Source organism: Hyphomonas pacifica (genome assembly GCF_000682675.1).
GTDB lineage: Bacteria > Pseudomonadota > Alphaproteobacteria > Caulobacterales > Hyphomonadaceae > Hyphomonas > Hyphomonas pacifica.
In genome coordinates, this window is sequence record NZ_AWFA01000034.1 from 141,644 (window position 1) to 162,094 (window position 20,451).

Genomic DNA, 20,451 nt, shown 5'->3' on the forward strand with positions numbered 1-20,451 from the left:
TTAACGAGCCGTGCGATTTGCCTCAAAAAAGTTCTACTTTCTTCACACAGATTAATAGCCAAGCTCCGCGGAGGAACCCGCGCCGATCAGCATCTGTGAAATTGCGATGGCATCCTGGATCGGTTGCGCCTGCTGATCCGTAGAGATCAGCGTTTTCTGGCAACGGATCGCATCGCGCACTTTCGGGTCCCGCATAACGGTGCCTGCAAGATGTGGACGGAAGCCAAGGAAGGTCTGGCAAGCCCGCGCAATCGCCTCATAGGTTCTTTGCCCTGCAGCGCGTGATTCGGCCTGGTTAATACAGATCACGGGTTCCACGTTCGGCGCATAACCTCTCAGAACCTTGATGAACGCATAGGCATCCGTCATCGAGGTCGGCTCGTCCGTGATAACCATCAATGCCTTGTCGGCGGCACGCGCCAGGCGCATGCAGTTGGCCTCAATGCCGGCGCCAAGGTCCACGACCACCTGGTCATATTGCAGGGCCAGCGCAGAGAGACCCGCGGCAAGGCGGGCAACTTCTTCTGGCGGAAGCTCAGCGAGAGCGCCTGAGCCTGACCGGCCCGGCAGCACATCAAAACCACCTCCTGCAGCGCCGCCATCAACGGGCGTAACCGCATCATCCAGCTCAACCCAGCCTGCAATCACGGCGGCGAGGTCTGTTTCCGGTGCGATGCCCAGCTGTACGTCAACATTGGCAAGGCCAAGATCACCATCCACCAGCAGCGTGCGCTTGCCAGCCTGCGCGAAGGCAGAAGCCAGCGTGATGGCCATGAAGGTCTTGCCCACCCCGCCCTTGCCACTGGCAACAGCGATGATCGAGGCCGGAGCAACGCGCGGAGCCGGGCGCTGTTGCGGCCGATCCTGGGATTTTCGAAGCATGAAGCTCATGAGATTACGCAGCTCCTTTCAGGGCGATCACATCGCCCGGGGCATCTTCCATCAACAAGGCAGCCAGCCGGGAGGGCGCTGCCGGCACCAGCCCACCGCCGATAAACGGCGTCACGGCGAGATGCGAGAAGGCAATGCCAGCTGATGACAGGGCCGATATGGCCCCTCCCCGCCGGCGGGCAATGTCGAGTTTGGTAAGGATCGCGCGGCGAATGCCGGCGCGGGCAAAGGCACGGGCCGAATCGGCCTGATCTTCCGGATGTCCCTCGGCAGACATGACGAGCACAGGCTCGGCGCGCACAACGGCGATCAAATCCTGCAGGCTGGCCATATCATCCTGATCGAATGGATTGATGGCCGGCAGGTCGATAATGCAGCGATTGCCGGTCTCGCGCAGCCTGCGCAGCACGTTGAACAGGGCGTCGGGCGTCTCGGCAATGCGGATCTGGCCGCGTTCCTGCTCAAGATAAGCGGCCAGCAGCTCGCCTCCGGCCGTGCCGTCGAGATCTGCGGCAACCGGCATGATCTGGGTGCGAGCCACGGCGGCGCGACGGGTCAGCTTTGCAGCTGTCGCGGTGCGGCCATGCCCCGGAGGTCCAACGAGAATGATATCCTTTTCCAGGCGCGCCGGAATCGGGTCGCAGGTAACGATACGCTCCAGACCGGCGGCGATGGAATCTTCAGGGGCGGAGCTTGGCGTGCTGTGGCGGCCAGCCCCCTCATTTGCCACACGGTCTGCAAAGCGCTGGGGTGCGCCATGCCAGAGTAGCGCGTCGCGGACGCGGCTGTAGAGCGGGTTTTCAGAGCCACGGCCGTGACCGCCGCGCGATTCACGCAGGAAGAGCGGCTCGCTCGGCACCACTCCTCCGCCAAGCTTGTCTGTAGCTGCGCGGACCTCGACTCCCCCGTCGATTTCGCGCTCTGACAGGATCACCGCATCGGCGCCCATCTCGGCAAAAATCATCGCCTTGGCAGCTTCGAAAGTCTCCGCAGCGAACATCTTCATGCGCATGTCTGCATGTTTCCCTTGTTACACCCCATCGCACACCACCCCATTGGTGCAACAGGACATGCTTATCCTCGGAAAACAGTTAACACAGCTAAAGGTTAACAGTTTCCTGCCCTGCGTTAGGAATTGTGAAGCATGTATGGGATTTAATGTTGGCTGCCGGAATCTCAGGCAGCTGCACGTTCATCAACGATTTCGGACAGGGTGACCCCCAATTGTCCATCGGCGATGACCAGCTTGCCGCGCGCCATCAGGCGGTCGGAAAGGTAAATATCCACCGGTTCGTCGGTCTTGCGCTGAAGGGCGATGATGTCCCCTTCCGACATGGCCATCAATTCCTCGATCGGCATGCGCACCTCGCCCAGCACCACATCCACGCGGACGGGTACATCCATCAGGCTCTTCTTCAGGGCGGGGTTTTCGGAATCAGTCATGATCGTCCTTCCGGCTATCCTCTGAATGGGTCGGATTTAAGGGATTGCTGCGCGGCGAACAGGTCCCCCTGCCCGTCTATGATGGTGCGGGCTGTCGCCCTTATTAGCTGAGTGGCCCGCTCACTGAAACCCTCCTCCAGCGCGCAGGCCTCCAGATGGCTTGTCAGGGCCACGAGACTTGCCAAAGCCTCGTTGAGCGCATTCGTGACCGCCTGCAAGCGCTCCGCCTCGTCACGCGCCTGTTCCGCGCGCACAGTTGCAGCGCCTTCAGCCCGCGCTTCTGCCAGCAATTGCACCAGTTCCGGGGTTGTCAGGCGGACCGGCGGGTCTTCTTCGAGCACGGCAGGCGGGGCTGCCGCAACGCTGAAATCGCTGCGGAAGTCAAAAGGCGTGAGGGATTTGACAGCGCGCTGCATTATTCGACCAGTTCGTCCTCATCTTCCGGCAAACCACCGCGAATATCGCCCTGATTAATCAGGGCGCGCGCCAGCCGGACTAGTTCACGGCGGGCCGCTTCCACTTCGCTGCGGCGCACAGGGCCCAGCATGGCGATTTCCTCGCGCAGCAGGCTGCCCGCACGTTGCGTCATGTTGCGGAAGAAGGCCGTCGCCGTTTCCGGCTTTGCACCCTTCAGCGCCAGGGTCAGCATGGCGCGGTCTGACGATGACAGTAGGGTCTGCAGGCCTGCCGTGTCCATTTTCGCGAGATCATCAAAAGTGAACATGAGCGCGCGGACACGGTCACCCACACCCGGCTCAGCGCTGTCCAGTGCCGCGAGCAGGTTCTGCTCTGCCTGGCTGTCCAACTGGTCAAAGATGCGGGCAATACGCTCATGCCCGCTGGCAATGGAGGGCCGCAGACTGTTGTCCAGCCAGCCGGAGACGGCCGCCTCCAGCCCTTTCAGCGCAATCGGGTTTACCGGACCGATATGCAGAAGGCGCTGCATGATATCGACGGCGTGTCTGGTGCGGATAACTTTCAGCAGCCGTGCGGCGGCTTCACCCTCCATGCGCGACAGGATCAGCGCGATGGTTTGGGGGTGCTGCCCGCCCAGCAGCTGCAGGAGGTCCGCCGTTTCCATGGCAGAGAGACGCGCCCAGACGCTGCTGCCGGCTGCGGGTTTGGGCGTGTAATGCGTGTGCGCCTTCACATAGGTCTGCACGGCTTCGGCCTCATGGCCGTAATCATCGTCCAGCGCATCCATGGCGACAGACAGCGCATGGGCCTCTTCACTGGACAGCTCTCCCCAGACCGGGGCAGCATCCGGGCCAAGCGCACGCATTAGACGAGCAGATCTAGCAAGGCCTTCCGGCGGGCGCGCGGATGGCCCAGCCTGTTTCAGGGCAAGCGCGGTCATGCGGCCCCCCCTTCCCCATGCATCCAGCTACGCAGGATGGAGGCCGTGCGGGCCGGATCTTTCTGGACGAGTTTTGCAGCGGCGCCGGGCTCCGCGGTCAGGGCCGGTTTGGCTTTCAGGCGGGTCTCTTGCAGGGCGGGCTCAAGTGCAGCTTCAACCGGCTCTGCGGCTTTGACCCGCTTTGCATCCGCCGCTGGTGCATCGGACGGCTTCAGTCCAATCCAGGCGAGCATCGCCAGCAATGCGCCATACAGGCCGAGTTCCGTCCAGCCTGAAGCAGACGGACGGCCCGGCACACCGCGCGAAAAGGCGGCCTGCTCGATCACCAATTGATCGCCCTCTTCCGGATTCATCATCAGCGCGGATGTCGTCAGACGCTCCAGCGTAGGTGCGGCTTCACTGACGCGGCTCGCCAGCAGGATCAGGACGGAGTGAGACGTGCCCTCACCTGTCACCGATAGCCGGATATTTCCCTTGCCTGCGACAGGCTCAAGAATACCCATGAGAGAGGCTTCGACCTTGGAGCCAGGCACCCACTCATCGGCAGGCTGGGTAAACAGACTTGTTCCCCGCCAGCAACCGAGCAGGATTACGATCAGACATGCAAACAGCGCGATGGCCTGTGTGGAGGGCCCCGCGCTGCGCTGCGATTTTGCGAACCGAAAATCCATCAAACACTCCTGACGCCGGAAGCAGATTCCGGCGTTCAGGACTATTCATAGGTCTCGGCGCGTAAATTTGTGTTTAACAGACAGGAGCTTGTTAACCCTGACCCCGACTAGCTGCGATATTGCTGCAGGCGGGTTGTACGCAGGCCTTTGGTGCCGTGACGGTTGTAGAGCTTTTCCCAGGTCTCGTATTCCTCGTCGCTCAGGCTGTAGCGGTCACAGGCTGCCTTGCGGCTAAGAAGGCCACCAGAGACTGCTGCAACGACTTCAGCTTTGCGGCGCGTCACCCAGCGGGAGATATTAGGGGACGGCAGGTCTGCCAGGGTCAGCGTCTGGCCGTCGGGGCCGGGGACGCCTTGATTACGTGCATTATGTTTTTCCATGTCCACACCATTCTGGTTGCATAGTCGAAAACAGCCCGGCTTCTCCGGGAACTGTGGACAGGAAGATACACTGAGGGGTTTAAGCCTAGGCGTAAGGCAGTATGTCACTTTTACAGCTTCGGTTAGGAGGATGTTCGTAAAGCTGTACCGCCCCGGTACAAGAGGTGAGAATCTCCCGCATTCATTACAGAAATGACAACATTATGGCGAATTATGGCAGCAATTCCAAAGCGCCATTATCCCGTGCCTGGGCCGCATGACGGCGCAACATGGTCAGGAACATTTCGTCTCCGCGCTTGGTCTGTTTAACAAGCATCGCCGCGCCGAACGCAACCGACATACCGTAAAAACTAAACCACTGGTAGTGCCGATAGAGGTCTTCAAACGCATAATCAGTGATGCCCTGATCCTGCAGGCAGGAATGGTAATAGCGGAGCAAGGCCTGCTCATACCTGGGCCGGTCATCCCGCGTCAAACCCGCACCAATGAAATAGGCCACATCACCCGCCGGGGCGCCTTTGCCGACCGTTTGCCAGTCTACAATCGCCAGTGGCTTGGGCGCGCTGCCCTTGCCAAACAGCATGTTGTCCAGCCGGAAATCATTATGCGTCAGGGCATGCGGGCCCTCATAGCCCTCACTCCAGGCCGGCAGCGCTGTAGCATAGGCATCGCCGACTTCAATGTCTTCCGCACTCAGCCGCTCGCCATAGCGATCCTTGAATCCGTACCACAGCCCGACAACCTGCTCCGGCGGCAAGGCGGGTGGCGGTGCCAGCTCACTTCCCTGCAGCCAGGCATAGGTATCGAGCGCCGGATCATTCCAGTGCGCCGCATGCAGCACAGCCGCAGAGGCAAGCGCCTTTTCAGCCTCTTTCACAGTGCAGCCGCGCAATTGGTCCCCCTGCTCTGACGGGGCCATATCTTCCATGATCAGGGCAAACCGGTTCGTATTGGAGTCGTAATCTGTATAGAAGGCTTTCGGCGTGATGACCCCCGCCACTTTCGGAAAGGTGCGATAGAAGTGCACTTCGCGCTCATAATGACCGAGCAGTTTCGCCGTCATCAGGCTGTCTTCACTGCCGGAGGGAAATTTGCCGACCAGTGTATCCGGGGCGTTCGATCCCTTGCGGTTATAATCGAACACAAAGCGGACATTTTCACCGATCTGGCCTGTTCCGATTGATTTCGCGGTGAGGCCTTTTACCTCTGCATCAATGCCAATTTCTTCGAATAGAGCATTAAACCAGTCCGCCCCCAAGGTGAGCGGGTCTGCATCGAGGCCAGGTCGACTCATTCATGTTTCCTCCACTTTGGTGCTTTTATCGGCAGGATTTTCCTGCTCTTTATCTTGATCTTGTCCTGAGCGCGCCTCTTCCGCGCGGCGGCTGCGGCCCCAGCCGGTCATCCGCTGGAATTGCTGCATGCGGTCTTCTGCATCACGCAAGCCCCGGTCGAGCGCAGCCATGGTGAGAGCAAAATCTCCGCTGGTTTCCTTGCGCCAGGCCCGCTCTGCCTTGCCGATGACATAGGCGACACCGACGGCCTTGAGAGGCACCGGCGCGCCGGACCGTCTGTCGAGCCCTGCCGAGACAAGCGCCCAGTCCGCAGAGCGCTTGCGCGCCGCTGCCAGTTTCAGAAGCAGGGATGGCACACGGTCACGATAGGTCATCAGAGAGATCAGACCGGCGCGATGGTCTTCCATCGCCTCAAAGCGCAGCATGATGACATCAAACAGACGCTCGCGCGGCGTTTCATCATGCGAGACGCCCTCTTCCGACATGAACCCGTCGAAATAGGTCTCCGCATACGCGGCCAGTTCATCTTTACCGGCAACACCATGAAAGTCTGACAGGCTGAGGCCTGCTGTATCCGCAATCTCTGAAAGTGTCAGGTCAGCCCAGGCGGTTTCGGCAGCCAGCTCCAATGCAGCGAGCAGGCCTTTTCCAAGTATGCCTGCCGTATCGCTCATCACTGGCTCCTCTAATCCATGTCTCTGGACAGCTCCCGGTCGCGGGTTATGGCGGCCCGGAGTGCCTTGCGCATCAATAGGGGCATCCCACCGTCATCCATGAGGATGTCAAGGGCTGCCTGGGTGATGCCGCCGGGTGAAGTAACCGCTTTTCTCAAAGCCCCTGGCGTTTCATCCGATGCTGCCATCAGGGCCGCCGAGCCCGTAAGGGTTTCGACCGCCAGCCGCATGGCCATGTCGCGTGGCACACCTTCGGCCTCTGCGGCTTCTGCCATCACTTCGGCCAGCAGAAAGACATAGGCCGGTCCGCAGCCGGAAATACCGGTCGCCACTGTCAGCATTTTTTCGTCCATCGGGCCTTCGACACGGCCCAGAGATTTCAAAAGGCGTTGAACGACCTCAATATCGGTTTTGGTCACAGAGGGCGCAGGGGCCATCAGTGCAACACCCTTGCCGATCGCACCCGGCGTATTCGGCATGACGCGAATGATACGCGGCGTTTCCAGCCTGTCCGTCAATTGGCCCAGCCGAATGCCGCCCATGACGGATACAACGAGTGTTTTCGGGCCGATCCAGACCTTCACACTTTCCACGATGCGCGGAAAGATTTGCGGTTTGACACACAGTACGACTATGCCTGCCGGGGACGGATCAGGATTGAGCACCAATTTTCCGGCATCGGCCCAGTTCTGGACCTGTTCAGACGGCGCAGGATCGACAATCGACAGGTCCGGAGAGGCCTTGCCGGACAGCCAGCCTGTCGCCAGCGCCGAGCCCATTCTCCCGGCCCCAATCAGGACAATCGATTTTGCGCTGCTCATCTTTTACAGGGTTTCCGGGGCCTCAGGCTTCGCCATGCGTTTCAAACATGACGGCATCAATGGATTCACGGGGCGATTTGCCTGCCCAGATCAGGAAGTTGAACGCCGGCACGAACCGGTCCACTGCGCTGACCGAAGCCGCGACAGCAGAGCGGATCTCGCCCAGAGACACTTCATCCCGGTCCGTCATCGGGAAAGTATAGCGGAAAATGACCACGCCTTCATCCGCCCAATAGTCGAAATGGCCCAGCCACAGACGCTCATTCGCCATTATGATCAGCTCTGAGAGCTGCGCGCGCTTGGCGGCAACTGGCTTGATGTCCAGTGTGACAGAAAAATGGATAGCTGCCGGTTCAGGGCGGAATGCGAACAAGGCGCCCATATCGCCCCAGCGGGTTTCCGCTACAGCCTGAATGGTTCCTTCTTCATCGCGCTCATGCTGCCAGCCAGCGATTTCGAGGGCTTCCTCAACACGGTCCAGTGGATCTGCCGCAGCAAACTCATCGCGTGAAAGATCAAGGCTCATGAAAGTCTCCCCTTCTTTCAGAGTTTATGGGTGCGCGGATTCGCGCAACATGGCCAATGTCTGTTGAAACGCGCGCGAGGCGCCGCGTCCAGTGTGATTAACAGACAGGCAAGATTAGCCTGCAGTAAAGGCTTAATTGGAATTCACCTTCGCCTCGAGGTCTTCAAGGCGCTTTTCAAGTGTTTCGACCCGCTCCAGGGCCGCTGTTGCGAGGGCTTTCAGTGCCTCAACCTCATCCCGGCCGGCCAGGTCCATATCGGCGATCATGGCCTTCACACGGGCCTGCGCGGCCGTCTTGGCCTCTTCGCCTGCAGCCCGCGCTGCCCCCATCGCTCCGGTCATCAGACCTGCAATGTCATCAAGCAGTGGATTTGTTGCGGCCATGAGGCTACTCCTTCGCGGGGGCGGGCGGACAGGTTCACTCCTAACAGATAGGCCCGAGGCAAGACAGGGAAAAGACGCCGCATGCTGGATATGATGAGTTTTGCTGCAATAGTGATGCCTGCAGCCGCGCTGACCTTTCCGGATGTCAGCCCGGCGCTACTGTCGATTGACCTCGGTTTCCTGGGGCTCGGACAGTTTCATCTGCGCTGGTACGCGCTCGGCTATATGGCCGGAATCGGCCTCGCCTGGTGGTATGCAACCGCGATGGTAAAGCGCCCAGCCCTGTTTGGTGGCACCTCGCCGCTTACCAAGGACCAGCTCGACGACATCATGTTCTGGATTATTGTCGGCATCATTCTGGGCGGACGCTTTGGATATGTACTCTTCTATATGGTGCCCTACCAGTTTGATGTGATCGCGAATGACCCGTTGACCATCTTCAAGATCTGGGATGGCGGTATGGCCTTCCATGGCGGCATTTTAGGGGTCACGATTGCGCTTTGCCTGTTTGCCTATCTCAAAAAGGTATCGCTTTATTCCATCGGAGACATTGCCGGCGTCGTCGCGCCGATCGGCATCGGCCTCGTCCGCCTCGCCAATTTCGTGAATGCCGAGCTTTATGGCCGCCATACGGACGCCCCTGTCGGCATGGTCTTCCCGGAGGGCTATGTGCCGGGCTCTACCCCGCCCGCCTATAATTGGGCGACCGGCGAATGGGTCTATTCGGGCCTCGAAACCGCGCGCCACCCCAGCCAGATCTATGAAAGCGTGCTGGAAGGCTGGGTGCCGCTGATCGTACTGTCCATCCTGATCTGGCGCTTTGGCGCGTTGAAGCGGCCCGGACTGGTGGCCGGACTGTTCCTGCTGATGTATGCAACGGGCCGCACGATTGTTGAGAATTTCCGCATGCCCGACAGCTTTGTCGACGGCCTGCCGGACTGGATCACGATGGGGCAATTGCTCTCCATCCCGATGTGGATCGGCGGCATCTGGCTGGTGTGGAACGCATTGAAAAAGCCCGCCGCCAAAGCAGACTGATGGCTGACATGACCCTCAAGGACCGCATCATCCGCCTGATCGAGACGGACGGGCCGATCCCGGTATCGACCTATATGCAGTTGGCCCTGCATGATACGGCGCAAGGCTATTACGCCACACGTCCCGGTCTCGGCACGGATTTCATCACCGCCCCGGAAGTCAGCCAGATCTTCGGGGAGCTGCTTGGACTGTGGGCCGTTCATGAGTGGAAGGCGCTGGGCGAACCCGGCACATTCCAGCTGGTCGAGATCGGCCCCGGACGGGGCACACTTATGGCTGATGCGCTGCGCCTGGCCTATGTCGCGGGCGGTCGCAAATTTGCCGATGCGGCGCAGCTGAGACTGGTGGAGCCGAGCCCGGAGCTGCGCAAGGTTCAAACCGAGCGCCTGAAGGATTATGAACCCGCCTTTTCCGACACGCTGTCCGAGGTGCCTGCCGGGCCGATGGTCCTGCTCGCAAATGAATATCTCGACTGCCTGCCCGCCCGACAATTCCGCAAGGATGGCGGGACTTGGCGCGAATGCGTGATCGGCCTCGACGATGATGGAAACCTCGCCTTTGGCCTCGCCGCAGATGAGGCCCGCGCCCCGGAACGCAGCGCAGACACCGCCCAATGTGTTGAAGTGCAGACCGGCTTTGACCTGCTGATCGCAGACCTTGTCACCCGCGCTGACCCGTTCCGCGCGCTGTTCCTCGATTATGGCCCCGCAGACGCCACACCGGGCGACAGCCTTCGGGCCTTCAAGCTGGGCGAGCAGGTCTCCCCGCTGGCCTTCCCCGGAGACGCCGACCTGACCGTAGATGTGGATTTTGGCCGTCTGAAGCGCCTGGCCACAAAGATCGGCCTCGACGTCACCGGCCCCACCCCGCAGGGCATGTTCCTGATGGGCCTTGGCGCGCAGGCACGCCTGAACCAGTTGGTAGAGGCCAATCCAGACCATGCCGAGGCGATCTACAACAACGCCCAGCGCCTGATTGACCCGAAAGACATGGGCAGCCGCTTCAAGGCCATCTGCCTCTCCAGCAAAGCCCTCCCCCACCCTGCCGGCTTCTAGCGGCGCACCTGCCGCAGCGTCTCTGACCCTTGGCTTTTGGCAGCCTACCCCCATCTGAACGATGGTAAGCCGATCAGGGAGCAGACACTTGGCAAATCTTTCCATTCTGGAATTGGGGCGCGTGCGAGAAGGCTTTACGCGGGCGGACGCGCTGAATGATGCGCGCCGCGTGGCGCAACAGGCCGAGGGGTTTGGCTATAAGCGTTTCTGGGTGGCAGAGCATCACAACATGCCCGCCGTCACGACGGCTGCGACCTCGATCGTGATTTCCCATATTGCTGCCGGCACAAAGACACTCCGCGTCGGCGCAGGCGGCATCATGCTGCCAAACCACGCACCTTACATCATTGCCGAACAATTCGGCACACTGGAGGCGCTCTATCCAGGCCGGATCGATCTGGGCCTTGGCCGCGCACCAGGAACGGACCAGTTGACCCTACGCGCGCTGCGCCGCGACCCGATGAGTGCGGACCGTTTTCCGCAGGATGTTCTGGAACTGCAAGCCTATCTCGGCCCCGTTGAAGATGGTCAGCGAATTGAAGCCGTCCCCGGATCAAATTCCAATGTGCCGATCTGGATTCTCGGCTCCAGCCTGTTTGGCGCGCAAATGGCCGCCGCCTACGGCTTCCCTTACGGCTTTGCCTCTCACTTTGCGCCGCAGGCACTGGATGATGCACTGGCAGTCTATCGCCGCCAGTTCAAGCCTTCAGAGCACCAAGCAAAGCCCTATGCCCTGATCGGTGTCAACATCATTGCGGCGGACACGGATGAAGAGGCGAAATATCTCGCGACTTCGCAGCAGATGTCGTTCGCGAATCTGGTGCGCGGGCAGCGCAAGCTGACCCAGCCGCCGATTGACGACATCAACGCCTATTGGACAGAAGCAGAAAAGCTGCGCGCCAGTCATATGCTGGCGGTCAGCATCATTGGCGGGCCGGACAAGGTGCGCACCGGCATTCAGAACCTGCTCGCCCGCACGGAGGCGGACGAACTGATGGTGGTGTCTGATATGTATGATGTCGACAAGCGCATCCGCTCATTCGAGATCATTGCCGATGTGATGAAATCCATAAACGGAGCCTGATCACTCGCCGATATATTGGTCCACAAAGTCCGACATGGCCTTCAGCGTCTCAATCCGCGTCTCGCCCTGTGACAGCCAGTGGTCCTCATCTTTCAGTTCAACGAACGTAACGTCCTTGCCTGCACGCTCCATGATGCGGCCCTGTGTGAAATCAACAACTGTGTCATCCTTGCCGTGAATCAGCAGAACCGGCGCGGTGAAATTTTCGGCCTCGTTTACAGGTGAAATCTCCTCCAACTTTTCCTTCTCAGCCCGGGGGTCGCCTGCAACGCGCTTCCAGTAGTCAATCACCCAATGGCGTCTTCCATAAGTGGAGGATGCGGGACTTCTGCGCTCGCAATGCGCCCTGTGCAGGCGAGGATCAATGCCATCATCATGGCCGCAACAAAACGCATACTTAACCTCCCCTGATATGAGGAAAGGCTATTTTAGATGGAAAACACGGCAACCATGAAAGTCACCTGAAAGAGTGACTTTTCGGCTCTGGGTCAGGCGGGCTGCTTGATCTCGTTATTGTCGCCAAGCAGGACGACCGTCGGCGCGTGCTGGCGGGCCTTTTCGGCTTCCACACCGGCAAATGCTGCGATGATCACCGTGTCGCCTACGGCAAAATGACGGGCCGCAGCGCCGTTCACACCGATCGTTTTGGAGCCGCGCGGAGCTTCCAGCGCATAGGTCTGGATGCGGGCCCCATTGGTGACATTCCAGATATCCACGCGCTCGTTCGGCAGGATGCCGGACGCATCAAGCAGATCCTGATCTATCGAGACCGAGCCCTCATAGTGCAGGTCACACTGCGTAACGGTGGCAGAGTGAAGCTTGGATTTCAGCATGTTGAGCAGCAAGGACGAGCCCTCCTGAAAGTGTTTGCGCGGCATTATGCTCACAATGAGCATATAGGGGTGCCCTCCCCGTTGGGCAAGGGGCTTATTGCATTGCACCATAATGGAGTAAAGACTGTTATGGGCCTTGCAGAGAGAGGCCACGCCCTACTGCGAAGCATCGCACAAGCCTCCAGATCTGGTGACGCACTATGCGGCCTGAGTTCCGCGCATCGCCACGCCGGAACCAATGCCCCTGGCCAGCGTCAATTAAGGGAACCTAAAAGAAGTGAGCTCTCATCATGGCGAATAAAGTCCGCATCCTGCATACGGAACCTGTCACCCATAATGTCCGCGCCTATCGCGTGGAAAAGCCCGAAGGTTATGAGTTCCAGCCCGGCCAGGCGACTGAAGTTTCCCTAGACAAGGATGGCTGGCGCGATGAGAAACGCCCCTTCACATTCACGGCGCTGGAAGAATGGGGTGATCTGCAGTTCACGATCAAATCCTATCACGACCATGATGGTGTAACACACAAGCTCTGGTCGATGGAGCCGGGCGATAGCCTGCTGATTGACGATGCGTGGGGCACGATCACCTATAAGGGGCCCGGGGTCTTCATCGCGGGCGGCGCAGGCGTAACGCCCTTCATCGCCATTCTGCGCCGGCTTGCAGCAGACGGAAAACTGGACGGCCACACGTTGATCGCCTCACACAAGACGGAGAAAGACATCATCCTGCGCGATGAATTCGAAAGCATGAAAGGCCTCACCTGTATCTGGACCGTCACAGGACAGGACGGGTCAGAGTTCGACAGAGGGAAGATCGACGCGGCCTTTTTGGAAAGATATGTCGATAACTATGACCAGAAATTCTATGTCTGCGGGCCGGACAAGATGGTGGACGACATCAAGGCGGACCTGAAGAATCTCGGTGCAAATACCGACGGCATCACATTCGAGGAATAGCCCGCTTAGTCAGCCCTCAAAAAATGCGCTACCACGCGCCGTGTGTGAGGAGCGTCGCGATGCTCGAACAGGTAAATCCCCTGCCAGGTCCCGAGCGCCATGCGCCCACCTGAAACCGGGATCGACAGCGAGGTTTGCGTCAGCGCCGCCTTGATGTGCGCGGGCATGTCGTCTGGTCCCTCTGTGCGATGCACCAGATAGTTCATGGATGGGTCATCCGCTGGCGGAGCAAGCCGTTGAAAGAAGGCCTGCAAATCCCGCTGCACATCCGGGTCGGCATTTTCCTGAATGATTAAGGAGCAGGATGTATGCTGGCAGAACAGCGTCAGCAGGCCATTCCCCTGCCCGTGCGTGAAGGCCTCCACCTCGCGGGTGAACTCATAAAGACCCGGGCCATGCGTCGAAAGCGTGATTGTCGTCTGCATGGCCCCGGAATATCGCAAATAGGTCGGAAGCTAAAGACCCCGCCCTATTCTTCCTCGTCCAGCAGGGCCTCAATCCGGTCCATGATATTATTCATGCGCCGCACGACGGCCTGATAGGCATCCGGCTTGGTCATATCGAGGCCGGCTTCATTCATCAAAATATTGTGCGGATAGTCAGAACCGCCGGCTTTCAGCACATTGATGAAATTGTCGCGTACACCCTCATCCCCGGCCAGGAACTGTTCGGAGAACCAGGCCGCCCCGGACACAGAGGTCGCATACTGGTAAACATAGAACTCGTAATAGAAGTGCGGGATATAGGCCCACTCCACCGCATACATATCATCAATCTTCATGACGCCTTCAGCCTCGCCATGATATTTGCGCAAGAGGTCTCCATAAATCTGCGTCAGCTTCGCGCCGGTCAGTGGCTCACCGCGCTCGGCCGCCTCATGGATCGCCAGTTCGAACTCGCCAAACATGGTCTGGCGGTAGAATGTGCCGCGCAAACTCTCCAGTGCATAGCCCAGATAATAGAGCTTTTCTTCCTTCGTCTCGGCATGGGCGATCATGTATTCTTCAAGCAGGATCTCGTTGATGGTGGAAGCCATCTCCGCAATGAAGGTGGAATAGCCCGCCGTTTCAAAAGGCTGCGCACTCTTGGCCAATTGTGTGTGTACGGCGTGCCCCCATTCATGCGCAAAGGTTGAGAGGGAGTCGTAATCATCATTATGGTTCAGTAGCACATAAGGGTGCACATCATAGGCAGAGCCGGACATGTAGGCTCCGGTCTCCTTGCCCTCCTGAGGATAGGCATGCATCCAGCGCTCGCTGAGACCCTGACGCAGCAGGCCCAGATATTCCTCGCCAAACGGTTCCAGCGCCGCAAAGGTCAGCTCCTTTGAACGCTCCATGTCGAACGTGCCCGTATCGGCCTTGATGATCGGTGGATAGATATCGTAATAGCGCAGATTTTCCACGCCCAGCATGCGCCCGCGCAACTTCAGATAGCGGTGGAACACCGGCAGCGCCTCATTCACCTGTGTGACCAACTGGGTATAAATCTCATCAGGCAACGCATCATCGAACATGTTGCGTTCCAAAACGCTGTCGAAATCGCGCGCCTTGGCCTGGAACACGGCAGACAGAACCTGCGCATTCAGCGTGGCACCCATGCCATTCTCATAGGTTTTCCACGCGCTCCAGAATGTGTCGAATACGGCCTTGCGGTCTTCCCGGTTTTCCGCGCCACGATAGCGGGAATAGCCAGATTGGTTCAGCTTGACTTCCATGCCGTCTGACAGGGTCAGGCTGGGCCATGGAATGGAGGCATTGGCGTACAGGGAATAAATCTGCCCTGGCTGTGACAGCGCCTGGCCGGACAGGGCCAGTAGCGCCTCTCCCTTCTCGTCCAGCGTATGCGGAGCCTGACGCAGTGTATTTTCCAGCGTAAAGCGGAACGGCTCCAACGCAGGTTCTTCTGCCAGATAGGCCTCGACGGTTTCCTTGCCCACGCTGAGCACTTCCGGGTCCATCCAGCTGGTCGCTTCTCCGAAAGTCTGGAACAGGCCCTGCGCCTTGCCGAACCGTTCCTGGGATTCGGGCGCACGCTGGTCTTCATCATGAGAGAGGGACGCATAGGTGTAGAGGCGCACCATGTCTTTCGCCGTGTCGGATGTCGCCCGGAAGGCTTTTGCCATCGCCTCGGCGCTTTGTCCCAACGTGCCTTTGTAATCTGACAGCGTAGCGGTGCGCGCCTTGATGTCATCATAGGCCGCATCCCATGCCTCCGGCGAAGCATACAGCTCCGTCAGGTCCCAAACATAAGCCTCGGAGATCGGTTCGGGCGTGGCAGGGGCCGTGACCGGCAGCTCCACCGTCAGATTTGGCTCCTGACCCAATTGCGCCTCCGACATCATGGCACAACCAGACATCGCCATAAGGGCCAAACCACTCATCCCTACCTTGAACATATTGCGGATCTTGATCATGCCAACTTCCCCAAACTTATTGTTTATCGAGAAATACAGAAACCATGCAGCCGATCGCCTGACAAGCGAAATCAGGCTGGGCCTAAACCCAGATGTCAAACATTCTAGGGTGACGGCCCGGGCCCGACGCGCTATCCCGGATATTCGCCCAATGGGTAGGCAGGATGGAGTGAAGCATGCGCTGGCAAGGTGGACGCAGAGGCGGAAATGTAGAAGACAGACGCGGGCTTGGCCCCGGCAAGGCGGTCGGTGGCGGCAGCCTTATTGTCGTAGTGATCGCCCTGGTCGGCTATTTCGTTTTCGGCATGGAACCTAAAGACGTTGAACGCCTGATCGAAAGCACGAGCACGCAAACCTCTTCTCAGCAGAGTGGCGAAGTCGGCACACCGGAAGACCAGGCTGGCCAGTTCGTTGATGTCGTCGGCGCCAACATCAATGATGTCTGGAACGGCATGCTGCCGGACTATCGCGAGCCGACCGTCGTGCTCTATACGCAAGGCACCTCCACAGGCTGCGGCTATGGCCAGGCCGCCATGGGCCCGTTCTATTGTCCGAATGACCAGACGGTCTATCTAGACCTCTCCTTCTGGCAGCAGATGGAAGACCAACTCGGCGCGTCCGGCGCGGAATTTGCTCGCGCCTATGTCATCGCACATGAATTCGGCCACCATGTGCAAACGCTGACCGGCACATCCCAGCAGGTCCGCCAGGCCCAGCAGAAGGCAGGCAGCCAGGCCGAAGCGAACAAGTATTCTGTGGCGTTGGAACTGCAGGCCGATTGCTATGCCGGCGTCTGGGCGGCCAATGCAGCCAAGGCCTCCAATGGCACCGTGGCGCTGGAACCGGGCGACATGCGGGAAGGTCTGAAAACCGCCAATGCGATTGGTGACGACATGCTGCAAAAGCGCTCTCAGGGCCGAGTCACACCGGAAGCCTTCACCCATGGCAGCGCCGAACAGCGCATGACCTGGCTAAACCGCGGTTACGAAACTGGCGACCCGCGCCAGTGCGATACATTCAACTGACCCCCCCTGCCCCAGCAGGACCATACACACAATAAAGGGAGATCGCCGACATGACGGACGGCAAGCCGATGGGCTTTGAGACTTTGCAAATTCACGCCGGAGCCACTCCGGACCCGGCCACCGGCGCTCGCCAGGTGCCCATCTATCAGACCACGGCCTATGTTTTCCGCGACGCAGACCACGCCGCCGCATTGTTTGGCCTGCAGGAAGTCGGCTATATTTATTCCCGTCTGACCAACCCGACGGTGGCTGCGCTGGGAGACCGCATCGCGGCCCTTGAAGGCGGCGCAGGGGCGGTCTGCTGTTCCTCCGGCCATGCGGCCCAGATCATGGCCCTCTTCCCGCTGATGGCACCAGGCCGCAACATCGTTGCCTCAACCCGCCTTTATGGCGGTACGATCACCCAGTTCAGCCAGACCTTCAAACGCTTTGGCTGGTCATGCACCTTTGTCGACTTCGACGACCTGGACGCCGTCAAAGCCGCGATTGATGAAGACACCCGGGCCATCTTCTGCGAGACGATCGCCAATCCTGGTGGCTACATCACCGATCTCGACGCCATCGCCAAGATTGCGGATGAAGCTGGCGTGCCGCTGATCGTCGACAATACGACGGCCACGCCCTATCTCTGTCGCCCCATCGAACATGGCGCGACACTGGTCGTCCACTCGCTGACAAAATACATGACCGGCAATGGTACGGTCACCGGCGGAGCTATCGTGGATTCCGGCAAGTTTGACTGGTCTGCCTCTGACAAGTTCCCGTCGCTGTCTCAGCCGGAACCGGCCTATCACGGCCTGAAATTCCATGAGACCTTCGGCCCGGCCGCCTTCATGTTCCATGGCATTGCCGTTGGCCTGCGCGATCTTGGCATGACGCTGAACCCGCAAGCGGCACACTATACGCTGATGGGCATTGAAACGCTCTCCATGCGGATGGATAGACATGTTGCAAACGCCGAGAAGATTGCCAAATGGCTGGAAGGCCATGACGCGGTCGCAGGCGTCACCTATGCCGGCCTCGACTCCTCACCTTACAAGGGCCGGATCGCGAAGATCTGTCCGAAGGGGGCCGGCGCGCTGTTCACCATCCAGCTGAAAGGCGGCTATGAGGCCTGCGTCAAATTCGTGGACGGGCTAAACCTGTTCAGCCATGTCGCAAACCTTGGCGACGCCCGCAGCCTGGTCATTCACCCGGCCTCCACGACGCACCGTCAGCTAACGGAAGAGCAACAAGTAGCCGCTGGTGCTGCGCCGAACACGGTCCGCCTCTCCATTGGCATCGAAGACGCCGATGATTTGATCGCAGACCTGGATCAGGCTCTAAACGCTGCGGGCTGAACCTCTTTCCGGTCCCATCAGAAAAGGTGGTCCTTACGGGCCGCCTTTTTTGTGTGCAGTCACATCCAGCCTGCGACGGCATAAGCCTTTCGCGCCTCAAAGATTTCACCCTGCCGGTCTTTCGCCCAGCCGAGACACTGCACATCAGCTAGCCAGCAACACTGTCTTCCACCGTCACGGCATCCACGCTCTGACGCTTCAGCTCTGCCGACCCAAAGATTGTCATGAAGCTGATATCAGTTGCATCGCGCCCGGCGGCAATACGCACCAGATTACGCTCATCGGCCAGTTTGGTCGCGTCGATGAGCCGCCAAGCATCGTTCAGCCAGACTTCCGCCACGGCATGAAAATCCGGTGGCTTAATGCCTGGCGCATAGGCCGAGACCATGCGGGCCGGAATACCGGCTGAGCGTGCAAAGCTGATCAGCACATGGGCATAGTCCCGGCAGACGCCCTGACGCATCATGAAACTGTCTGCGGCTGTCGTCTCACCATCGCTGGCGCCGGGCACATAGTCGAAGTGCTCATAAATCCAGTCAGCCATGGCCAGCACCTGGTCCCCGCCCTGCTGGCCAGCAAAGGTGCGCTGGACGAACGTCATCATACGGTCGGATTCGCAGTACCGACTCGGGAATAGATATGAGGTCACATCAGATGGCAATTCATGATGCGGCGGCACAGACAGGCCAGCCAGCTCGACCGGCCCGCGCGTCACATCCACCAGCGCCTCATATGTGATCATGACATCACCGCGTGCCTTCATCCATTGCCGCACGCCCTTGTCATCCGGGCCATCCGCGACACTCAGATCGCAAGGAGGGTTCACTGTCAGGGCATCTGCAATCACGCGCTGGTCTGGCGCGCGCGCCGCCTCCAGGGCCAGCAAGACATCCGCGGGTTGGGGGAAACTGTATTCCAGGAAAGCCTTGATACTGACGCGCATGAGTGGGGTATCCTGAAAGGTCAGAGAGGATCGCCCAGATGACGATATGAGGATAATGCCCTGCAAGAGGTTTCGTTGCCGCCCCGCAAAAAGATTTCAGGCGGCCACTCTACCCGCCGCGGTAACAGCTCAACCCGGCGTGAACAATCCCTGAAAACCGACAATGATCGCGATCACGCCAAATACGGCAATTGCTGTGGTGAACGGATCAGCCCCCTTGGCAACCGGATCCTGCGTAAGCCGCCCTGCCCGAACCCGATCTGTCATCAACAGCGCGCCTGTGATCAGGCCGACCACTTCGAAGTGGAAAAGATGCGGTCCCGTCGTCAGGTGAACGATAAGATAATATCCGCCCGTCACCAGCGCGACAATTCCGATCAGCCATCCAAGCTGAGCCACCTTTGCAGCGCCTCCGGCCAGATCGTCCCCGACATTAGGGATTTTTACCAGCAGACCTATGGCGAGTAGGAAGCCGCCAAAAATATTGGCTAGGTCAAGAAGAAGTGAAATCATGATGCGTTACCCCTATCAGCTGTCACCGCATCAACCGTGCGAGAGACGCATCCGTTCCCTACAGGCGCTGGATCAGTGCCTGCGCTGCAGCCGGATTGGTTTCTTTCGCGCCTGAGATAAAGAAGGCAAACACCTCCCGTTCATCCGCCCAGCCACGCAGCGTTTTCGCCCACTGATCAAGCTGCGCAGGCCTATATCCCGTCTCGACCCCGGCCTGACTGTTTTGCAGGCGCGCATAGGTAAAGCTGGCTGTATTCATGTCCGGCATCGGCCAGTCAGCATCATCGGCAAAGACGAGCGCGCAGCCATGTTTGCGCAGCATGTCTTCAAAGGCTGGCGTGTTGAAACTTTCATGGCGCACTTCAATAGCATGACGCAGCGCGACGCCATCGTGCTCTTTCGGCAGAGTGGACAGGAAGGTGTCGAAGTAGTCCGTGTCAAAGGTCTTGCTGGCGGCGAACTGCCAGTTGATCGCGCCCAGCTTGTCACCTAGCGCCGTTACCCCTCCGCCGACGAACCAGGTTATGGCCTCCTCAATGGCAGAGGGCGTATTACGGCTGGTCGTCATGCGCTGCGCCTTCACCGTGAAGCGAAACTCGTCCGGGGTCTCCCCTGCCCAGCGGGCGAAAACATGCTCTGGCTGGTTACGGTAAAAGGTGGAATTGATCTCGATGGCCGTCAGGCGGCGGCTGGCATATTCCAGCTCCCGCGTCTTCGGCAGATCCTTCGGATAGAAGCGCCCCCGCCAGTCGTCAAAGCTCCAGCCGCCAATTCCGACATGAATGTCGTGTCCCATGACACATCTC

General features: G+C 59.3%; 25 protein-coding genes. 6 read left to right on the forward strand and 19 right to left on the reverse strand.

Going from position 1 to position 20,451, the window contains the following annotated elements; genetic code table 11:
- Positions 1–51: 51 nt before the first annotated feature.
- The 12 genes from HY2_RS11500 to HY2_RS11555 form a co-directional block, all read right to left on the reverse strand.
- Entirely contained in the window at positions 52–891 is an 840-nt protein-coding gene (locus tag HY2_RS11500; RefSeq protein WP_034827708.1) for a nucleotide-binding protein, read from the reverse strand.
- A gap of 4 nt (positions 892–895) precedes the next feature.
- The gene (locus HY2_RS11505; protein ID WP_034827711.1) at positions 896–1,903 is read right to left on the reverse strand and encodes a flagellar biosynthesis protein FlhF; all 1,008 of its coding nucleotides are present in this window, start codon (positions 1,901–1,903) and stop codon (positions 896–898) included.
- Between the two features lie 164 nt (positions 1,904–2,067).
- Complete coding sequence (fliN, locus tag HY2_RS11510) at positions 2,068–2,334, reverse strand: flagellar motor switch protein FliN (protein ID WP_051594943.1); 267 nt, start codon at positions 2,332–2,334, stop codon at positions 2,068–2,070.
- A 14-nt stretch (positions 2,335–2,348) separates the two neighbouring features.
- Complete coding sequence (locus HY2_RS11515) at positions 2,349–2,750, reverse strand: hypothetical protein (RefSeq protein WP_034827715.1); 402 nt, start codon at positions 2,748–2,750, stop codon at positions 2,349–2,351.
- Positions 2,750–3,691, reverse strand: coding sequence for a flagellar motor switch protein FliG (locus HY2_RS11520; protein WP_034827716.1), 942 nt, complete (start codon positions 3,689–3,691; stop codon positions 2,750–2,752). Before HY2_RS11520 ends, HY2_RS11515 begins: the two co-directional genes overlap by 1 nt.
- Positions 3,688–4,362, reverse strand: coding sequence for a hypothetical protein (locus tag HY2_RS11525; RefSeq protein ID WP_034827719.1), 675 nt, complete (start codon positions 4,360–4,362; stop codon positions 3,688–3,690). The genes HY2_RS11520 and HY2_RS11525 overlap by 4 nt, the downstream gene beginning before the upstream one ends.
- A gap of 107 nt (positions 4,363–4,469) precedes the next feature.
- Complete coding sequence (sciP, locus tag HY2_RS11530; RefSeq protein ID WP_034827721.1) at positions 4,470–4,742, reverse strand: CtrA inhibitor SciP; 273 nt, start codon at positions 4,740–4,742, stop codon at positions 4,470–4,472.
- A gap of 211 nt (positions 4,743–4,953) precedes the next feature.
- Positions 4,954–6,036, reverse strand: coding sequence for a phosphotransferase family protein (locus HY2_RS11535; RefSeq protein WP_034827722.1), 1,083 nt, complete (start codon positions 6,034–6,036; stop codon positions 4,954–4,956).
- Positions 6,037–6,711 carry a hypothetical protein gene (locus tag HY2_RS11540; RefSeq protein WP_034827724.1) on the reverse strand — a complete coding sequence of 225 codons (675 nt, stop codon included), beginning with the start codon at positions 6,709–6,711 and terminating at the stop codon, positions 6,037–6,039.
- Positions 6,712–6,722: 11 nt separating this feature from the next.
- Positions 6,723–7,532, reverse strand: a complete 810-nt coding sequence (proC, locus tag HY2_RS11545) for a pyrroline-5-carboxylate reductase (protein WP_034827727.1) — start codon at positions 7,530–7,532, stop codon at positions 6,723–6,725.
- 22 nt (positions 7,533–7,554) lie between these two features.
- Positions 7,555–8,058: a type III secretion system chaperone family protein gene (locus HY2_RS11550; RefSeq protein ID WP_034827729.1), complete on the reverse strand. Its 504-nt coding sequence runs from the start codon at positions 8,056–8,058 to the stop codon at positions 7,555–7,557.
- A gap of 132 nt (positions 8,059–8,190) precedes the next feature.
- Positions 8,191–8,442 (reverse strand): accessory factor UbiK family protein, encoded by a 252-nt coding sequence (locus HY2_RS11555; RefSeq protein ID WP_034827731.1) that lies wholly within the window; start codon positions 8,440–8,442, stop codon positions 8,191–8,193.
- An 81-nt stretch (positions 8,443–8,523) separates the two neighbouring features.
- Between HY2_RS11555 and lgt the strand changes: the two genes are divergently transcribed.
- The 3 genes from lgt to HY2_RS11570 all read left to right on the forward strand — a co-directional run bounded on the left by lgt (position 8,524) and on the right by HY2_RS11570 (position 11,619).
- Positions 8,524–9,480: a prolipoprotein diacylglyceryl transferase gene (gene lgt / locus HY2_RS11560; protein WP_233346810.1), complete on the forward strand. Its 957-nt coding sequence runs from the start codon at positions 8,524–8,526 to the stop codon at positions 9,478–9,480.
- Positions 9,480–10,535 carry a class I SAM-dependent methyltransferase gene (locus tag HY2_RS11565; protein WP_034827733.1) on the forward strand — a complete coding sequence of 352 codons (1,056 nt, stop codon included), beginning with the start codon at positions 9,480–9,482 and terminating at the stop codon, positions 10,533–10,535. Before lgt ends, HY2_RS11565 begins: the two co-directional genes overlap by 1 nt.
- Positions 10,536–10,623: 88 nt before the next feature.
- Positions 10,624–11,619 carry an LLM class flavin-dependent oxidoreductase gene (locus HY2_RS11570; protein WP_034827735.1) on the forward strand — a complete coding sequence of 332 codons (996 nt, stop codon included), beginning with the start codon at positions 10,624–10,626 and terminating at the stop codon, positions 11,617–11,619.
- Here HY2_RS11570 and HY2_RS11575 read toward each other — a convergent pair whose 3' ends face one another.
- Positions 11,620–11,910 carry an alpha/beta hydrolase family protein gene (locus tag HY2_RS11575; RefSeq protein ID WP_034827737.1) on the reverse strand — a complete coding sequence of 97 codons (291 nt, stop codon included), beginning with the start codon at positions 11,908–11,910 and terminating at the stop codon, positions 11,620–11,622.
- A gap of 197 nt (positions 11,911–12,107) precedes the next feature.
- The gene (gene panD / locus HY2_RS11580) at positions 12,108–12,464 is read right to left on the reverse strand and encodes an aspartate 1-decarboxylase (protein WP_034827812.1); all 357 of its coding nucleotides are present in this window, start codon (positions 12,462–12,464) and stop codon (positions 12,108–12,110) included.
- Between the two features lie 278 nt (positions 12,465–12,742).
- Here panD and HY2_RS11585 point away from each other — a divergent pair, with 278 nt between their 5' ends.
- Complete coding sequence (locus HY2_RS11585; RefSeq protein WP_034827739.1) at positions 12,743–13,408, forward strand: ferredoxin reductase domain-containing protein; 666 nt, start codon at positions 12,743–12,745, stop codon at positions 13,406–13,408.
- A gap of 5 nt (positions 13,409–13,413) precedes the next feature.
- On the opposite strand, the gene HY2_RS11590 is transcribed toward HY2_RS11585, so the two are convergent.
- Together HY2_RS11590 and pepF are read right to left on the reverse strand one after the other, a co-directional pair.
- The gene (locus HY2_RS11590; protein WP_034827741.1) at positions 13,414–13,833 is read right to left on the reverse strand and encodes a secondary thiamine-phosphate synthase enzyme YjbQ; all 420 of its coding nucleotides are present in this window, start codon (positions 13,831–13,833) and stop codon (positions 13,414–13,416) included.
- A gap of 44 nt (positions 13,834–13,877) precedes the next feature.
- Entirely contained in the window at positions 13,878–15,824 is a 1,947-nt protein-coding gene (gene pepF / locus HY2_RS11595) for an oligoendopeptidase F (RefSeq protein WP_051594945.1), read from the reverse strand.
- Positions 15,825–16,000: 176 nt separating this feature from the next.
- On the opposite strand from pepF, the gene ypfJ reads away from it, so the two are divergent.
- Together ypfJ and HY2_RS11605 are read left to right on the forward strand one after the other, a co-directional pair.
- On the forward strand, positions 16,001–16,849 hold the full coding sequence (gene ypfJ, locus HY2_RS11600; protein ID WP_034827743.1) for a KPN_02809 family neutral zinc metallopeptidase: 849 nt from the start codon (positions 16,001–16,003) through the stop codon (positions 16,847–16,849).
- 50 nt (positions 16,850–16,899) lie between these two features.
- The gene (locus tag HY2_RS11605) at positions 16,900–18,189 is read left to right on the forward strand and encodes an O-acetylhomoserine aminocarboxypropyltransferase/cysteine synthase family protein (protein ID WP_051594946.1); all 1,290 of its coding nucleotides are present in this window, start codon (positions 16,900–16,902) and stop codon (positions 18,187–18,189) included.
- 148 nt (positions 18,190–18,337) lie between these two features.
- On the opposite strand, the gene HY2_RS11610 is transcribed toward HY2_RS11605, so the two are convergent.
- The 3 genes from HY2_RS11610 to HY2_RS11620 all read right to left on the reverse strand — a co-directional run bounded on the left by HY2_RS11610 (position 18,338) and on the right by HY2_RS11620 (position 20,441).
- A complete protein-coding gene (locus HY2_RS11610) occupies positions 18,338–19,132 on the reverse strand; it encodes a transglutaminase-like domain-containing protein (protein WP_034827745.1) in 795 nt (264 codons plus the stop codon).
- Positions 19,133–19,261: 129 nt separating this feature from the next.
- On the reverse strand, positions 19,262–19,645 hold the full coding sequence (locus HY2_RS11615) for a hypothetical protein (RefSeq protein ID WP_199285703.1): 384 nt from the start codon (positions 19,643–19,645) through the stop codon (positions 19,262–19,264).
- A gap of 58 nt (positions 19,646–19,703) precedes the next feature.
- Positions 19,704–20,441, reverse strand: a complete 738-nt coding sequence (locus HY2_RS11620) for a DUF72 domain-containing protein (protein WP_034827750.1) — start codon at positions 20,439–20,441, stop codon at positions 19,704–19,706.
- Positions 20,442–20,451 lie beyond the last annotated feature (10 nt).

Excerpts from the sequence above, each read along its gene's own strand:
- HY2_RS11500 (WP_034827708.1), bottom strand. The coding sequence starts at position 891 with ATGAGCTTCATGCTTCGAAAATCCCAGGATCGGCCGCAACAGCGCCCG.
- HY2_RS11505 (WP_034827711.1), bottom strand. The coding sequence starts at position 1,903 with ATGCGCATGAAGATGTTCGCTGCGGAGACTTTCGAAGCTGCCAAGGCG.
- fliN (WP_051594943.1), bottom strand. The coding sequence starts at position 2,334 with ATGACTGATTCCGAAAACCCCGCCCTGAAGAAGAGCCTGATGGATGTA.
- HY2_RS11515 (WP_034827715.1), bottom strand. The coding sequence starts at position 2,750 with ATGCAGCGCGCTGTCAAATCCCTCACGCCTTTTGACTTCCGCAGCGAT.
- HY2_RS11520 (WP_034827716.1), bottom strand. The coding sequence starts at position 3,691 with ATGACCGCGCTTGCCCTGAAACAGGCTGGGCCATCCGCGCGCCCGCCG.
- HY2_RS11525 (WP_034827719.1), bottom strand. The coding sequence starts at position 4,362 with ATGGATTTTCGGTTCGCAAAATCGCAGCGCAGCGCGGGGCCCTCCACA.
- sciP (WP_034827721.1), bottom strand. The coding sequence starts at position 4,742 with ATGGAAAAACATAATGCACGTAATCAAGGCGTCCCCGGCCCCGACGGC.
- HY2_RS11535 (WP_034827722.1), bottom strand. The coding sequence starts at position 6,036 with ATGAGTCGACCTGGCCTCGATGCAGACCCGCTCACCTTGGGGGCGGAC.
- HY2_RS11540 (WP_034827724.1), bottom strand. The coding sequence starts at position 6,711 with ATGAGCGATACGGCAGGCATACTTGGAAAAGGCCTGCTCGCTGCATTG.
- proC (WP_034827727.1), bottom strand. The coding sequence starts at position 7,532 with ATGAGCAGCGCAAAATCGATTGTCCTGATTGGGGCCGGGAGAATGGGC.
- HY2_RS11550 (WP_034827729.1), bottom strand. The coding sequence starts at position 8,058 with ATGAGCCTTGATCTTTCACGCGATGAGTTTGCTGCGGCAGATCCACTG.
- HY2_RS11555 (WP_034827731.1), bottom strand. The coding sequence starts at position 8,442 with ATGGCCGCAACAAATCCACTGCTTGATGACATTGCAGGTCTGATGACC.
- lgt (WP_233346810.1), top strand. The coding sequence starts at position 8,524 with ATGCTGGATATGATGAGTTTTGCTGCAATAGTGATGCCTGCAGCCGCG.
- HY2_RS11565 (WP_034827733.1), top strand. The coding sequence starts at position 9,480 with ATGGCTGACATGACCCTCAAGGACCGCATCATCCGCCTGATCGAGACG.
- HY2_RS11585 (WP_034827739.1), top strand. The coding sequence starts at position 12,743 with ATGGCGAATAAAGTCCGCATCCTGCATACGGAACCTGTCACCCATAAT.
- HY2_RS11590 (WP_034827741.1), bottom strand. The coding sequence starts at position 13,833 with ATGCAGACGACAATCACGCTTTCGACGCATGGCCCGGGTCTTTATGAG.
- pepF (WP_051594945.1), bottom strand. The coding sequence starts at position 15,824 with ATGATCAAGATCCGCAATATGTTCAAGGTAGGGATGAGTGGTTTGGCC.
- ypfJ (WP_034827743.1), top strand. The coding sequence starts at position 16,001 with ATGCGCTGGCAAGGTGGACGCAGAGGCGGAAATGTAGAAGACAGACGC.
- HY2_RS11605 (WP_051594946.1), top strand. The coding sequence starts at position 16,900 with ATGACGGACGGCAAGCCGATGGGCTTTGAGACTTTGCAAATTCACGCC.
- HY2_RS11610 (WP_034827745.1), bottom strand. The coding sequence starts at position 19,132 with ATGCGCGTCAGTATCAAGGCTTTCCTGGAATACAGTTTCCCCCAACCC.
- HY2_RS11615 (WP_199285703.1), bottom strand. The coding sequence starts at position 19,645 with ATGATTTCACTTCTTCTTGACCTAGCCAATATTTTTGGCGGCTTCCTA.
- HY2_RS11620 (WP_034827750.1), bottom strand. The coding sequence starts at position 20,441 with ATGGGACACGACATTCATGTCGGAATTGGCGGCTGGAGCTTTGACGAC.